This is a genomic window from Parageobacillus caldoxylosilyticus NBRC 107762 (assembly GCF_000632715.1).
GTDB classification, from domain to species: Bacteria; Bacillota; Bacilli; order Bacillales; family Anoxybacillaceae; genus Saccharococcus; species Saccharococcus caldoxylosilyticus.
On sequence record NZ_BAWO01000011.1, the window covers coordinates 1 to 14,239 of the forward strand.

At 45.3% G+C, this 14,239-nt stretch carries 16 protein-coding genes, 1 pseudogene and 1 other annotated feature; all 17 genes and pseudogenes read right to left on the bottom strand.

Translation table 11 applies throughout. The annotated features are described in order from the left end of the window. Nucleotides 1-215: pseudogene (locus GCA01S_RS04380) on the bottom strand (hypothetical protein); the annotation flags it as partial. A gap of 376 nt (nt 216-591) precedes the next feature. Then, complete coding sequence (locus GCA01S_RS04385) at nt 592-1,365, bottom strand: class I SAM-dependent methyltransferase (RefSeq protein WP_042407718.1); 774 nt, start codon at nt 1,363-1,365, stop codon at nt 592-594. Nucleotides 1,366-1,502: 137 nt separating this feature from the next. Then, nucleotides 1,503-2,588 (bottom strand): M42 family metallopeptidase, encoded by a 1,086-nt coding sequence (locus GCA01S_RS04390; RefSeq protein WP_042407556.1) that lies wholly within the window; start codon nt 2,586-2,588, stop codon nt 1,503-1,505. Between the two features lie 69 nt (nt 2,589-2,657). Then, nucleotides 2,658-3,143, bottom strand: coding sequence for a dUTP diphosphatase (locus GCA01S_RS04395; RefSeq protein WP_042407558.1), 486 nt, complete (start codon nt 3,141-3,143; stop codon nt 2,658-2,660). Between the two features lie 4 nt (nt 3,144-3,147). Next, nucleotides 3,148-3,411, bottom strand: coding sequence for a DUF1294 domain-containing protein (locus tag GCA01S_RS04400; RefSeq protein ID WP_042407721.1), 264 nt, complete (start codon nt 3,409-3,411; stop codon nt 3,148-3,150). 62 nt (nt 3,412-3,473) lie between these two features. Further along, nucleotides 3,474-3,833: a 50S ribosomal protein L20 gene (rplT, locus tag GCA01S_RS04405; protein ID WP_017437227.1), complete on the bottom strand. Its 360-nt coding sequence runs from the start codon at nt 3,831-3,833 to the stop codon at nt 3,474-3,476. Nucleotides 3,834-3,858: 25 nt separating this feature from the next. Next, nucleotides 3,859-4,059, bottom strand: a complete 201-nt coding sequence (gene rpmI / locus GCA01S_RS04410) for a 50S ribosomal protein L35 (RefSeq protein ID WP_017437228.1) — start codon at nt 4,057-4,059, stop codon at nt 3,859-3,861. A 21-nt stretch (nt 4,060-4,080) separates the two neighbouring features. After that, entirely contained in the window at nt 4,081-4,656 is a 576-nt protein-coding gene (gene infC / locus GCA01S_RS04415; RefSeq protein WP_081804165.1) for a translation initiation factor IF-3, read from the bottom strand. A 41-nt stretch (nt 4,657-4,697) separates the two neighbouring features. Then, nucleotides 4,698-4,831 (bottom strand) — a sequence feature (ribosomal protein L20 leader region). A gap of 168 nt (nt 4,832-4,999) precedes the next feature. Then, complete coding sequence (thrS, locus tag GCA01S_RS04420) at nt 5,000-6,934, bottom strand: threonine--tRNA ligase (RefSeq protein ID WP_042407559.1); 1,935 nt, start codon at nt 6,932-6,934, stop codon at nt 5,000-5,002. Between the two features lie 344 nt (nt 6,935-7,278). Then, the gene (gene ytxC, locus GCA01S_RS04425) at nt 7,279-8,157 is read right to left on the bottom strand and encodes a putative sporulation protein YtxC (RefSeq protein ID WP_042407562.1); all 879 of its coding nucleotides are present in this window, start codon (nt 8,155-8,157) and stop codon (nt 7,279-7,281) included. A gap of 100 nt (nt 8,158-8,257) precedes the next feature. Continuing rightward, nucleotides 8,258-9,193 (bottom strand): primosomal protein DnaI, encoded by a 936-nt coding sequence (gene dnaI, locus GCA01S_RS04430; RefSeq protein ID WP_017437235.1) that lies wholly within the window; start codon nt 9,191-9,193, stop codon nt 8,258-8,260. 15 nt (nt 9,194-9,208) lie between these two features. Beyond that, the gene (locus GCA01S_RS04435) at nt 9,209-10,597 is read right to left on the bottom strand and encodes a replication initiation and membrane attachment family protein (RefSeq protein WP_017437236.1); all 1,389 of its coding nucleotides are present in this window, start codon (nt 10,595-10,597) and stop codon (nt 9,209-9,211) included. Nucleotides 10,598-10,668: 71 nt separating this feature from the next. Then, nucleotides 10,669-11,130, bottom strand: a complete 462-nt coding sequence (nrdR, locus tag GCA01S_RS04440) for a transcriptional regulator NrdR (RefSeq protein WP_017437237.1) — start codon at nt 11,128-11,130, stop codon at nt 10,669-10,671. Nucleotides 11,131-11,200: 70 nt separating this feature from the next. Further along, nucleotides 11,201-11,599 carry a hypothetical protein gene (locus tag GCA01S_RS04445; RefSeq protein WP_017437238.1) on the bottom strand — a complete coding sequence of 133 codons (399 nt, stop codon included), beginning with the start codon at nt 11,597-11,599 and terminating at the stop codon, nt 11,201-11,203. A gap of 131 nt (nt 11,600-11,730) precedes the next feature. Next, nucleotides 11,731-12,105, bottom strand: coding sequence for an adenosylmethionine decarboxylase (gene speD / locus GCA01S_RS04450; RefSeq protein WP_003248680.1), 375 nt, complete (start codon nt 12,103-12,105; stop codon nt 11,731-11,733). Nucleotides 12,106-12,378: 273 nt separating this feature from the next. Then, nucleotides 12,379-13,410, bottom strand: a complete 1,032-nt coding sequence (locus tag GCA01S_RS04455) for a glyceraldehyde-3-phosphate dehydrogenase (protein WP_017437239.1) — start codon at nt 13,408-13,410, stop codon at nt 12,379-12,381. A 118-nt stretch (nt 13,411-13,528) separates the two neighbouring features. Further along, complete coding sequence (gene coaE, locus GCA01S_RS04460) at nt 13,529-14,128, bottom strand: dephospho-CoA kinase (protein ID WP_042407566.1); 600 nt, start codon at nt 14,126-14,128, stop codon at nt 13,529-13,531. Nucleotides 14,129-14,239: the final 111 nt, after the last annotated feature.

Below are 14,239 nucleotides of genomic sequence, written 5' to 3' on the forward strand. Positions count from 1 at the left end.
CTGTTGGCAAAATAGTCATTCAGTCCGTACTTTTTCTTCACAGCGATATGCAGACTTGGATACAATTTTCGTCCCCATCGCTTTTCCCGGATCAGTGTTTGAAAAGCGAAACGCTTTGCGCGATGGAATAACTCTAATGTATAAGATGTTTCTGTCACATGAAGAATATCTATTTCGGATTTATACAATCTTCTTGAAAAATACGCTTTTTTCATCTTTTCTCCACCTCTAACAGAACATAAGTTCGGTATATTTATTTATATTTTATGACAGAAGAAGAACGTTTTTCAACTATTACGATGACTAAAAAACAAAAAATGCCGATTCATTAATAAGAGATATAGGTGTTTTATTAAGATATTTGAACTGAATTTAGGGGGGGCATACTGGATGGATAATGGTGTTGTTGTTGCTATTGTCTGTAGTTTTATGGGGGCTTTTATTTGTGTTATAGCTGCTGTAAAAATAAGAAAAAATAAAAAAAGCTAGGGCATATTAGAAATTTTGAAGTGACATTTCATAATAAAAAAAGCGTGCCAAAACTGTTGCCAGTTTGCACGCCATTTTTCATGTAAAATTGACTTTTGCGCTTCAAAACTGAACCGTTTTCTCCTTCGCCGCCATTATTCGAATCCGTTTATAATCGGCAATCCATACGCCATCTTTCCATAAGTATGCTTTTAATCGTTGTTTTATTTGCTGATAAACCATGTCTTTTTCAGACGATTTCAACCCAGCAAAAAAGGCACCAGCAAAGCCGTCGAGCCAGTGATCTAATCCTTGGTCGCCATCAGGCAAAGGAGTAGGGCGATCAAAATGATTAGCATACATGACACGAAAACCATACTTTTCGAGCAAACTGCTATATTCCCCAATGCTCGGAAAATACCACGGATTTTTTTCTTTTGCATCAATGCCATAGTTTGTTAACAAAACTTCTTCTATTGCTTTTACAATAGCATCTACGTTTCCTTTTCCGCCAAATTCAGCGACCAACCGGCCGCCCTCGCGCAAGGCAAGAGCCATCGATTGTACAACACTTTCATCCTGCTTCATCCAATGCAATGCCGCATTAGAGAAAATAGCGTCATAGCGTTCTTGGGTTCGAAACGTTTCACCCCTATCAACAAAAAAGGAAATATACGGATATTTTTTACGAGCTTTTTCAATCATATGTGAAGACCCATCTATCCCGACAACTTCGGCTCCCAGCTTTGCAATTTCATTGGTAAGATCCCCTGTCCCGCAGCCTAAATCGAGAATTTTTTCTCCTTGTTTCGGGCCCAACATTTGTATCAAACTTTTTCCTAATTCAGATACAAATGATAATTTTTCATCATATATATCAGCATTCCATACATTCACAGAAACCAATTTTTCTCCCCCCTAAGTTTGTTATGCTAATATATGATTTTTCATTCTCGCATCTCTGTCTTTCACTTCTATATATCCCTTCGCAAAAAGAAAGCCGGCATCCTTTGTTGCCGGCTTCTCTTTGCTGATTATTCAAATGTAATTTGTTTTACCTTTTCCGCGTCTAAGCGCTTGATGACCTCGACAAGCAGCTTCACCGTATTTTCATAGTCATCGCGGTGAAGGATGGCAGCATGCGAATGGATGTAGCGCGTTGGAATCGCAATCGTCAGCGACGGAACGCCGCTTGCCGTTAAATGAATCGCGCCGGCGTCGGTGCCGCCGCCTGGCATTGCGTCAAAATGATACGGAATGTTGAGTTCTTCGGCGACATCAATGACAAACTCACGCAAGCCGCGATGCGATACCATCGTTGCGTCGTATAGGACGATATGTGGCCCGGCGCCAAGCTTGCCCATCGCTTCTTTTTCGGAAACTCCTGGCGTATCTCCGGCAACGCCGACGTCCACGGCAAAAGCAATATCCGGCTGAATGAAATGCGCCGCTGTTCTTGCCCCGCGCAAACCGACTTCTTCCTGCACCGTACCGACGCCATACACGACGTTCGGATGATCGGCATCTTTTAATTGCTTTAACACGTCAATTGCAATCGCGCAGCCGATCCGGTTATCCCAGGCTTTCGCAAGCAGCATTTTTTCATTGTTCAACACGGTAAATTCAAAATACGGAACGATCGAGTCGCCCGGGCGCACACCCCATTCCATTGCTTCTTCGCGGCTTGTTGCGCCGATGTCGATGAACATATCTTTAATTTCGACCGGTTTTTTGCGCGCTTCCGGCGGCAAAATGTGCGGCGGTTTCGAACCGATAACACCTGTAATTTCGCCTTTTTTCGTTAAAATCGTCACGCGCTGCGCCAGCATGACTTGGCTCCACCAGCCGCCTAGCGTTTGAAAGCGGATAAATCCTTTGTCATCGATTTGCGTCACCATAAAGCCGACTTCGTCCAAATGGCCAGCAATCATAATTTTCGGACCGTCGGCAGTTCCTTTCTTTTTCGCGATTAAACTGCCAAGACCGTCGGTTGTTACTTCATCGGCATAAGGAGTTATGTACTTTTTCATTACTTCGCGCGCTTCCCGTTCATTTCCAGGGACGCCTCTCGCGTCGGTCAGATCCTTCAGCATCGTCAACGTTTCATCGAATTTCGCCATTATGAAACCCCTTTCTGTTTCTATCCATCCTTTATTATACCCAAAACCGCCAATAATGTATAAAATTTGTTAATAATTCTGATTTTGCCGTTCATGATTGACTTGATTTTTTTGCTTATAGGCTTGTTCGATTTGTTCCGTAGAAAAGCCTAGCTGTCTGCCAAGCAGCAAATACTCGGTAAACAACCGGTCATAGCTTTGCCGCGATTTCGTTTTTCCAAACTCATCCGCGGCTTGAAAAACAGCGAGAAACTGCTCGACAAGCGGCAAAGCGGCCGATTGCGGCGGAATCTCGGAATATAGAAAATCGCATTCCAAGCCGAGCGATAAAATAAAATGCAGGCCGTCGACATATTCTTCGAGCACTTTTTCTTGCGGAGAAGGCGGTTTCACGCTCCAAAATTTAAAACAGCGCGTTTCATTGGCCAGCTCGCCAATTTCGACGAGCAAAGCAAGCAGTTTTTTTGCAAACAACTCTTCCTCCATAAGGCCGTGCTGCGTCTCAATCCGCTCATCGAGCTGGCGCTGCAGCGAGTAAAGCGCCGCAAAGTCCATCCTTTCACCCCCTACAAAGAGTTAAAAACCAAACATATGCCACAATCTCCATCACCGCCAGAAGCGGCAAACCATAACGGAAAGCACGATGGCGCGTTTTATGATGAAACAAATACATGCCCGCCGCCGTGCCGACCGCCCCGCCAATAAAGGAAACGAGCCAAATCGTTTTTTCGGCGATGCGCCATTGATGGCGCTTCGCTTTATACTTATCGATCGCCATGATGAAAAGGCCGATGATGTTCATCACTAAACTATATTGTACCATTGCCATTTCCTTTCTTGTAAGAAAAAAGACCATTCCCGTCAGCGAGAATGGTCACTGCTTCCTTACTTGTTCAAATTTGCTTTCGCCAGGTCGGCAAGCTGTGCGAACGCAGCTTGGTCATTAACCGCTAAGTCCGCTAACATTTTGCGGTTTACTTCTACCCCTGCTAATTTCAAACCGTGCATAAAGCGGCTGTAGGAAAGGCCGTGCATACGTGCCGCTGCGTTGATGCGCGTAATCCAAAGTTTGCGGAAATCGCGTTTCCGCTGACGGCGGTCGCGATACGCATACATTAACGATTTCATTACTTGTTGGTTTGCGACTCTATATAAAGCATGTTTCGCTCCGAAATAACCTTTTGCTAATTTCAACACTTTTTTGCGACGTCTGCGCGTTACCGTTCCACCTTTAACACGTGGCATACATATTCCCTCCTATATTTCTCCATTATTTCAAGTTGTCAAGCAGTTGGCGAATGCGTTTGAAGTCGCCAGGAGATACAAGCGCTGCTTTGCGAAGTTTGCGTTTTTGTTTTTGCGTTTTATTGGCAAATAAGTGGCTTGTATAAGCATGACCGCGTTTTAATTTACCGGTACCAGTCTTTTTGAAACGCTTTGCAGCGCCACGATGAGTTTTCATTTTTGGCATAGGGTGTTCCTCCTCACTCGATTATTTATCGTTTTTCGGTGCTAGTACTAAAAACATATTGCGCCCGTCCATTTTCGGTGCCGTCTCGACGACGCCGATATCCGAACATGCCTCGGAAAACCGTTCAAGGACGCGTTGACCAATTTCCTTATGCGTAATCGCCCGTCCTTTAAAGCGGATTGTCGCTTTTACTTTATCGCCTTTTTCAAGGAACTTGCGCGCGCTGCGGAGCTTCGTATTAAAATCGTGCTCCTCGATCGTCGGGCTTAAGCGCACTTCTTTGACGTTGATCACCTTTTGCTTTTTGCGCGCCTCTTTTTCTTTCTTTTGCTGCTCGAAGCGGAATTTGCCGTAGTCCATGATGCGGCATACCGGCGGTTTCGCGTTTGGCGCTACCAGCACTAAGTCGAGGTTTAATCTCGCCGCAATTTCAAGCGCTTCTTGTTTCGATTTGATCCCCAGCTGCTCGCCGTTTGGATCAATTAAGCGGACTTCACGGGCACGAATGTTTTCGTTGATAATAAAATCTTTGCTAATAACCAGCCACCTCCAAGGTTTTTTGCGAATTACTTGTTTGTCGCATCGCACTCCCAGCATCGAGCGGTTCCGGAAGAGCAACCGATCGCCGGCCTTTCTCTTCCAACAAAAAAGTGTGGATGCATACGACACCCACACTGCTTACGTCCGAAAACCATATCACGAACCGTAACAACCTGTCAACAGCCATGCCGGCGTCAACCAGGTGAGAAGCGGGGTGCTTCTGCTTTGGTTACAAACAAGTATTCTATTCACTTTATACAATATATCACCTTGGAAGTGGCATGTCAAGGCGCTTTTCTTGATTGACACACAACATTTTTCATTATAACGAATCGTTCACGGTTTGACAAGTAAAAAAATGAAACACCCGTGAAGTAAAACTTCACGGGTGTGTTTTTGTCTATTTTCGCCGCACTTCCTCCTGCAAGAAAGCAATAAAGTCATCGAGCGCCATCGTTTCGCTTTTTTGTTCACCGTATTTGCGGACGTTCACGGCGTTTTCCGCGATTTCTTTGTCGCCGACGACAAGCATGTAAGGAATTTTTTGGATTTGCGCCTCGCGGATTTTATAGCCGATTTTTTCGTCGCGTTCATCGACTTCGACGCGGAATCCTTTCGCTTGCAGCACTTCTTTTACTTCGTATGCATAGTCAAGATGCGCCTCCGGCGATACCGGAATGACTCTCACTTGCACAGGCGCGAGCCAAGTTGGGAACGCTCCTTTATATTCTTCAATGAGGAACGCAACGAACCGTTCCATTGTCGAAACGACGCCGCGGTGGATGACTACCGGGCGGTGCGGCTTTCCGTCTTCGCCGATGTACGTTAGGTCAAAGCGTTCCGGAAGCAAGAAATCGAGCTGCACCGTCGATAATGTTTCGTCTTTGCCAAGCGCGGTGCGCACTTGCACGTCTAATTTCGGCCCGTAAAACGCCGCTTCCCCTTCTGCTTCATAATATTCCAATCCTAGTTCATCCATCGCCTCACGCAGCATCCGTTGCGCTTTTTCCCACATTTCATCATCATCGTAATATTTTTCTTTGTCATGCGGATCGCGATAAGAAAGGCGGAACGAATAGTCGTTTAAGCCGAAATCTTTGTATACTTCCAAAATTAAGTTCACCACGCGCTTAAATTCGTCTTTAATCTGGTCCGGACGAACAAAGATATGGGCATCATTCAGCGTCATGCCGCGGACGCGTTGCAAACCGGAAAGCGCCCCGGACATTTCGTAGCGGTGCATCGTACCCAGCTCGGCGATGCGGATTGGCAGCTCGCGGTAGCTGTGGATTTTGCTTTTATAAATCATCATATGGTGCGGACAGTTCATCGGACGCAGGACAAGCTGCTCGTTGTCCATCTCCATTGGCGGGAACATGTTTTCTTTATAATGGTCCCAGTGTCCGGAAGTTTTATATAATTCGACGCTGCCAAGCACTGGCGTATAGACGTGCTGATAGCCGAGCTCAATTTCCTTATCGACAATATAGCGCTCGATAATGCGGCGAATCGTCGCCCCTTTCGGCAGCCAAAGCGGCAGGCCTTGTCCGACTTTTTGCGACGTTGTAAACAATTCCAGCTCTTTTCCTAGTTTGCGATGGTCGCGCTCTTTCGCTTCCTGCAACAGGCGCAAGTATTCATCCAAATCTTCTTTTTTGAAAAACGCCGTTCCGTAAATGCGCTGCAGCATTTTGTTGTTGCTGTCGCCGCGCCAGTATGCTCCAGAAATATTTAGCAGCTTAAACTCTTTAATTTTTCCCGTCGATGGAACGTGCACCCCGCGGCAAAGATCGAAAAACTCTCCTTGCACGTAAATGGAAATCGTTTCTCCTTCCGGAATATCGTTGATCAGCTCAAGCTTTAAGTCATCGCCGATTTCCTCATAAAGGCGGATTGCCTCTTCCCGGCTTACCTCTTTGCGGACGATTTCCAAGTTTTCTTTGACAATTTTCCGCATTTCTTGTTCGATTTTCGGCAAGTCTTCCGGTGTTAACGAGTGTTCCATATCAATGTCATAATAAAATCCATTTTCAATCACTGGCCCGACACCAAGTTTCACGTTTTTGTACAGGCGCTTAATCGCCTGCGCCATCAAATGGGCCGTGCTGTGGCGCAAAATATCGAGCGCTTCCGGCATGTCTTGCGTAATGATCGAAATCGCGCCGTCTTCTTGGATCGGCGTGCGCAAATCAATAAAACGATCATTCAATTTTCCGGCAATCGCTTTTTTCTTTAATCCCGGGCTGATTGAAGCAGCGATATCTTCCGTTGTCGTTCCTTTTGGAAACTCCTTTACCGCTCCGTCCGGGAATGTAATGCGGATCATTTCCGACATACACTTTTCCTCCTTCTTCTTTTGAGTTAAAAATAAAAAAACTCCTCCCTCAACAAAGGGACGAGTTTGCGTCGTGGTTCCACCCTTCTTCCCATTGCCGCAAAAAGGCATACCGCTCCTAGGCAATGGCTCGAAAGTCATAACGGCTGAACATGCCGGCGGCAATTACTGGATGTGCGTCGTTCACTGCCGCAGCTCCGAGGTGGTAAGTGTATTTTTCGTGTTAGGAAGGTTTCAGCCGCTGCCTTCCCTCTCTGGAAACCGTAAAAATACACCCGTGTCCTCATCATCACTTTTCCATATTTCTTTCATGTACGCTATTATAGAACAGGTTCATGGAAAAATCAAGTTCCTTTCTCATGCCCTGCACCCGTCGCGCGCTGGTGCGCAAAATCGCTGCGGCTGTAAAGACGGATTCGCTCTTGAAACACGTTTTGAATCGTTTGCACCATTCCGTCATCGATAAGGTCGGTATATAAATAAATCGTATCCGGGGCGATGGAGACAAGCGGCGCCAGCACGGAAGAATCGATGTACATCGGCTGGCTGACGATTAAATTGCGGTCAATCCATTGTTTCAATTCTCCCGCGGTAATTTCCCGCAGCTTCTCATCGTAAAAAAGAAAAGACGGCGGTTGGTGGACTAAATGGATTTGTGACAGTTTCGGTGGCCGTGCTGCGATACAGTCGCGCAATGTTTGCACAAAATTTTGATATTCCTGTTCCAGCTTATATTCATCGATCGCCAGCTCGACGTAATGTTGCAGCCGCTCCATATACGATTTTAGGCGAAACGTGATAAAGGAAGAGAAGGAAAAAGAAAGCCCATCTGTTAAAAATTGCTCTAACGCTTCTCGAACCAATGTTTCTCGGGAAACGGAAAGCTGTTTTCCTTTGCGGTAGTCATATCGTTCGCCATCAAGAAACGAATGGGCGAGCTGCAAAATTTGCTGCTGTTCTTCCTTGTCTTGAAAATAAAACGTACCAGAAATGATCGATAATAACAACCGGTCTTCAATAAAACGCAAAATAAAATTCGTGATAGCCGGTATGATATCGGAGCAGATGACGCCGTCGTGATTCTCATATATGTAAATCGCAACAAGGGATTTTCCGTTATATGTTGTGCGAAAGAGCGGATGAACCGTTTTTTTCTCTCTCTCCTTCAATAAGGAAAACAACTTTTCCGCATCGCTTGCCTGTTCCAAATAAATTTCAATCAAGCGCTGTCCCCCCTTTACGAGTCAATGCTTGTTTCTATATATATGGGGACAAACGGTCGTTTAGAATAAAAAAAAGGATATTTCCGTTTTCGGAAATATCCTATTCAAGACGGCGGTTTTTGCCTTTTACTTCTACCGGTTGCGCCAAATAGAGAATCCGCTCCATAATGCGCGCCGCCTTCACCTGTTCCTCCTCGCCGCGCTGCGAATACGTCAAATGATGGGCAAGCTGCTGCAAATCAAAATTCGAGGTAAAAAACGTCGGCAAATTTTCGAACATCCGATATTGCAAAATCGGTCCCAGCAAGTCGTCGCGCACCCAGCTTGACATCGATTCAGCGCCGATATCATCGAGCATTAAAATAGGCACTTTTTTGACGTAATCAAGTTTTTCGTTCACCGTTTGATCTTGCAGCGAACTTTTCAGCTCACGGAAAAATTCGGGAACATACACGATCAGCGACTGGACGTTTTTTTTCGCCAGCGCGTTGGCAATCGCGCCAAGGATATACGTTTTTCCAACGCCAAACGAGCCGTATAAATAAAGGCCTTTCATCTTTTTTCCCGGTTCATACTCGGAAACAAAACGGTCGGCCAGCTCAATCGCCTTCATTCGCCCTTCGTCATCCAGATCAAGATGGGACAGCGACGCTTGCAAAATCTCGCGCGGCACAAATAAGCTTTGAATGAGCGATTCCTGCTGTTTACGTTCATCATGCTTGATTTTCGCCGGGCAGCGGTCATACTTTACATCAATGACCGTCCCTTTTATAACGAGATGAGGATGATATCCTTTCAAAAAGTTTTTACATTGCTCTAAACTCGGACACTGATTGCAGTTTTTGCTTTGCTCGATAAATTCGTACAGTTTCATTAAACTGCGGTCTACCATCTCTTTTGTAATTTCCTGCTCATGCGCGCGCAAAAACGCTTGTACTTCCGGATGCGTCAAAATCTGCCGCTTCATTTGTTCATAACGCTGCTGAAAATCTTTTCTGCCTAGCAGCCGATGTAATAATTGATTCACTCGTTCCATTGCTTTCACATCCTATTATTCGTCGCGGTATTTTTTTAGCCGTTCTTCCAGCTCGCGCCGTTTTTCCTCAATGTCGACCTCATTATCTTGCTCATCGCTTTGACTATAATCCATATTAAGCCATTCTGGCAACAGTTCTTTCCGCACGGTTCTTCTATTTGTTCTTTTGCTTTTTTCATCCGCCCAGCTTTGGTACGTTTTCGCTTCTTGCTTTGCCAGCTCCATTGCCTCCTTGACGGTGCGCACTTTTTTGCGCGCCCAGTGGCTTGCGATTTTCTCCACATATTTTTTCGATAGTTTCATATTCGTCCGCAGCATGACATAATAAATTAATACGTTCACCACGCCAGGAAGCAGTTTCTGCTGAAACATAATATCTTCAATCAGCTGCAAGTCGCTCATCGACGGTTCAGCTCCGCCGGAAATTTCGATTAACAGCTGGCGGGGAGAAATCGTTTCCAGCTGTTTCATCAGCTGTTCTTCCTTCGTTTTGGGCTCGACATTCGTCATGGTTCGATATGGAAGCGGCTGTACTCGTAAACTCAAGTTTGGCAATGAATCGCCGCGTTCAAATTCATACCATTCATGGACGGCTTTGCGCAGCGCATCGATATCAATATGATAAGACGGGTCGATGACGCTCATGACAATTTTTTGCATATCAAGTGGTCCAACACCATACAAAAACGCCAATTTTTTGATCGCTTCTTTTACTTTTGCCGTAATCGCCCGTCTTGGCACCATATGTTTCGACAAACCGGCAAAAAATAATTCGAAATCAAATACGTCATCGTCGAGGTGATAGGTGTTTTCTTTTCGGCCAACATATTCATACCCATCGGCCAGCTGCAAATCTTCTTGCATTTCCCCATGAATGTTCGCCACCATCTGCTCGATATGAACAGAAGCAAAAACATCATGAAACGAACGGGTAACAGAGGAAAATTTCGTTTGGTCGATCGCGGAGGTGGAAAAAAATTGTTTTAATTGTTGAAACTTATGTTTGCCAATGCGATTATAGAGGAAAACGTTCAGCATTCCGTCGGTGAAAAACTGCTCCGGCGCTAACGGCGGCTGCAATTCGTAAATGAACAACTTCGGTTCATCGCCATGCTCAATATTCACATACGTCTTTAACAATCCAATCCCTTCTAATTTTAAACGTTCCTCATAAATTTCTTTTAAATTGCACTGCATCAGCGCCATCAGGCTATGATGGGTCGTTTCCTTCTCCGAAAGCAGCTCTAATTCGCTCCATAGCGTCATATATAAACATAAGGCGCGATAACCGATTAGCGGTTGATAAAGAAGCGTCAGCACTTTTCGATCAAAGTCATGCAGCACTCCATTGCTTCGCACCGTATAACGGTCAACCGGAATTAACTCTTTCCAATGGTGTTCCATGTTCTCGACCTTCCGTTGCTTAGTTTGGACGATGAAAAAAAGGGCTTGTTACCGATATGCAAATAAGCCCTTTAACGCTGTCCTTTTTTAATTAGTTCTTTTAACTCTTCGATAAATACGTTGATATCTTTAAATTGGCGATATACGGAGGCGAAACGGACGTACGCCACCTCATCGACTTTCGACAGCCGCTCCATCACCATTTCGCCGATCGTTTCACTTTTTACTTCAGCGACGCCTTGGTTGCGCAGCTCCCGTTCGATATCCTGTGTAATTTTTTCCAGCTCTTCTAACGCAACCGGCCGTTTTTCACACGCTTTAATTAAGCCGCGCAAAATCTTATCACGGCTGAATTCTTCACGCGTTCCTTCCTTTTTCACGACAATGAGCGGCATTTCTTCCACTCTTTCAAATGTTGTAAAGCGGTAGTGGCACTGTTCGCATTCCCGCCTGCGCCGGATCGAACGCCCTTCATCCACTGGCCGCGAATCGAGAACTCTTGTGCCGTGATGCTGGCATGATGGGCATCTCATAAAACCAACTCCGTTTTTTATTCTTATCTTTTATAATAACGGAACAACAAAGAGCGGACAAGCCGTTTCATTAGGCATTCAGCCCCGATCCGATATACGGCAGGCGCTGATCCAGCTTTCGGTACAAATCAATAATGACGTTGCGGCTCCGGCCGAAATCAAACGGCAGCAATGTCGTTTCTGTAGTGACGGAAAAGTCCACCGCGGTTTCCAGCGGCCGGACGGAGATCACAGTAGCGATAATAAACACCTTTTTGCCACGGCGGGTTTGCGCGCTAAATTCGCCCCTTTCCTCTGAAACAGATAGCAATTCATAATCTGGGGAAGAGGCAAATAGCTCCTTTACCGCTTTCATCACCGCATTGTTTGTCGCCTTATAGTAATGGCTCCGCAGTTCTTCATCTTCATGATTGTCCCTTGTTTCACAATGATTGGTTAGCGCATATTTCCATTTTTTCCAAGCACTCATCGCGACTTCTCCTCATTCTTCTCCTTAACTTCATCATTATCATACCATTATTTTGGGCGAGAAGGGTACTACTATTGAAAATAAAAAAGAGGCGCCACCGTTTCGCACCTCTTTTCTTTCGCTCGTTACGATTATAATGCTTGCGCTTTTTTCACTTCAATCGGGCGCATGCCGCGCGGAAGTTCAATCGTTTCCCGCGTTTGGGCCCCGAGTTTATCGGCGATATAATCTGCCGCAATGGTCGGATCTAAATGTCCACATGTGTAAACATCAATGCTCGCATAGCCATGCTCTGGAAATGTGTGAATCGTCAAATGGGATTCAGAAATAATGACTACTCCACTGACACCTTGTGGTGCAAACTTATGAAATGCTACTTCGCGGATTTCCGCACCCGATTTCAGTGCGGCATCGACAAACGTTTTTTCAATAAATTCGATATCGTTCAGCTTATCAAAATCGCATCCCCATAATTCTGAGATAACGTGACGACCCATTGTGTCCATTCCATAATCCCCCTTTAAACAAATTTTCTTAAATAGAAACATGAAATTCCTTTGCAATAATGGCATGTATAACTACCACGGGGGAAAGTTAGTCCTAAGAGGTCCTAACCCTTTAAGTAGTCACATTACCGTTGCCTTTAAGAAGTTCACGAGACATAGTATACTTTGTTTATGTTGTTTTTGCAACATGCTTTTTAAATTTTTTTACAAAAGATGCGAACCCCCCTTGCCGATCACATAAAAAAGTGCTGGTCCGGTAAGACCAGCGCCTTTTTATCCTGCATTTACGCTTAATTTTTCCATCATTTTAGCAGCGACCATATTCGCTAAATCGACGACGCGGCAAGAATAGCCCCATTCGTTATCATACCATGCTAATACTTTTACTTTCCGTCCTTCCATCACCATCGTCGAAAGGCCGTCAATAATCGCCGAATGCGGATTCGTATTAAAATCGATCGAAACAAGCGGCTCCATCGTAAAATCGAGGATGCCTTTTAGCGGGCCGTTTGCGGCACGAATAAACACTTCATTGACTTCTTCCACCGTCACTTCTTTTTTCACATCCACGACCAAGTCAACGAGCGATACGTTTGGCGTCGGAACACGGAGCGCCATTCCATGCAGTTTTCCTTTTAAATGAGGCAATACTAGTCCTAGCGCTTTTGCCGCTCCCGTTGTTGTCGGGATGATCGACTGTGCGCAAGAGCGGGCGCGGCGCAAATCTTTATGCGGATTGTCAATATTTTTTTGGTCGTTTGTATAAGCATGGACCGTTGTCATTAAACCGTTTTCAATGCCAAATGCTTCATCGAGCACTTTTACCACAGGGGCAAGGCAGTTTGTCGTGCAGGAAGCGTTGGAAATGATGTAATGCTTTTCGATATCAAGCACATGCTCATTGACGCCAACGACAATCGTGACATCCTCATTTTTCCCCGGTGCGGTTAAAATGACACGCTTCGCTCCTGCTTCGAGGTGAAGGCTTGCTTTTTCGCGGGAATTAAATTTTCCTGTCGCTTCGATGACAATATCAATATCGAGCTCTTTCCACGGTAGCTCTTTTGGATCGCGCGAACTGAGCAGTTTTACCTTTTTTCCATCAACGAGAAGGCCATCTTCGAGCGGAATGACTTCTCCGTCAAATTTGCCGTGATTGGAATCATATTTTATTAAATGCGCTAACGTTTCGGATGGATAGCTTGCATTAATCGCCACGATATCGAGGTGTGGAGAATGGATGGCGTTGCGAAATACCATTCTTCCAATTCTTCCGAATCCATTAATCGCTACTTTCGCTTTCATTTATGTTCTCCTCTCATATATGTTATACTAATTAACGAATTTACGCATAAATAGTATATCATATTTTTGTGAAATGTGGAGAAAAAATTCAGCAAAATGATAAAAAAAGACGCCCATTTTAAAGGGCGTCCCATTCTCTTAAAATTTGCAAAAGCTGTTGTTTTGTTTCTTCCACCGTTCCGTTATTATTGATGACGGCATCTGCTTTTTTGACTTTTTCACGAAGCGGCATTTGCGAACGAATTCGCGCCAGCGCCTCCTCTTTCGAAAACCCGTTTCGTTTCATTAGCCGTTCGAGCTGCACCTCATCATCGACGTATACGACAATGACTTTATCGATCAAATGAGTCAGCTCGCTTTCAAATAGAAGCGGAATATCGAGGACAATCGTTTTCGCCCCGCTTTGCACGTACTCTTCTTTTTCCGCCATCATGCGGCGGCGGACCGCCGGATGAACGATGGCATTCAGCTTTTTTCGTTCCTGCTCATTATGGAAGACAATCGCTCCTAGTTTGGCCCGGTCGATTTCCCCGTTTGTCTGCAAAATATCCTGGCCAAACGTTGCGACAATTTGTGTGTATGCTTCCTCTCCCACTTTGACGACATCGCGCGCGACTTGGTCCGCATCAATCACCGGAATCCCCAGCTCGCGAATCATCTTGGTCACCGTGCTTTTCCCGCTTGCGATGCCGCCGGTCAATCCAATCGTCAGCGTCATGATTTCCTCTCCCTTATGCACGTCGATTCGTCTGATCCATGCTTTCCGCTATGACGACACATGCGCGAAAAACGCCAGAGAAGCGCCTCGATTTGACTCCTTGCACATTTA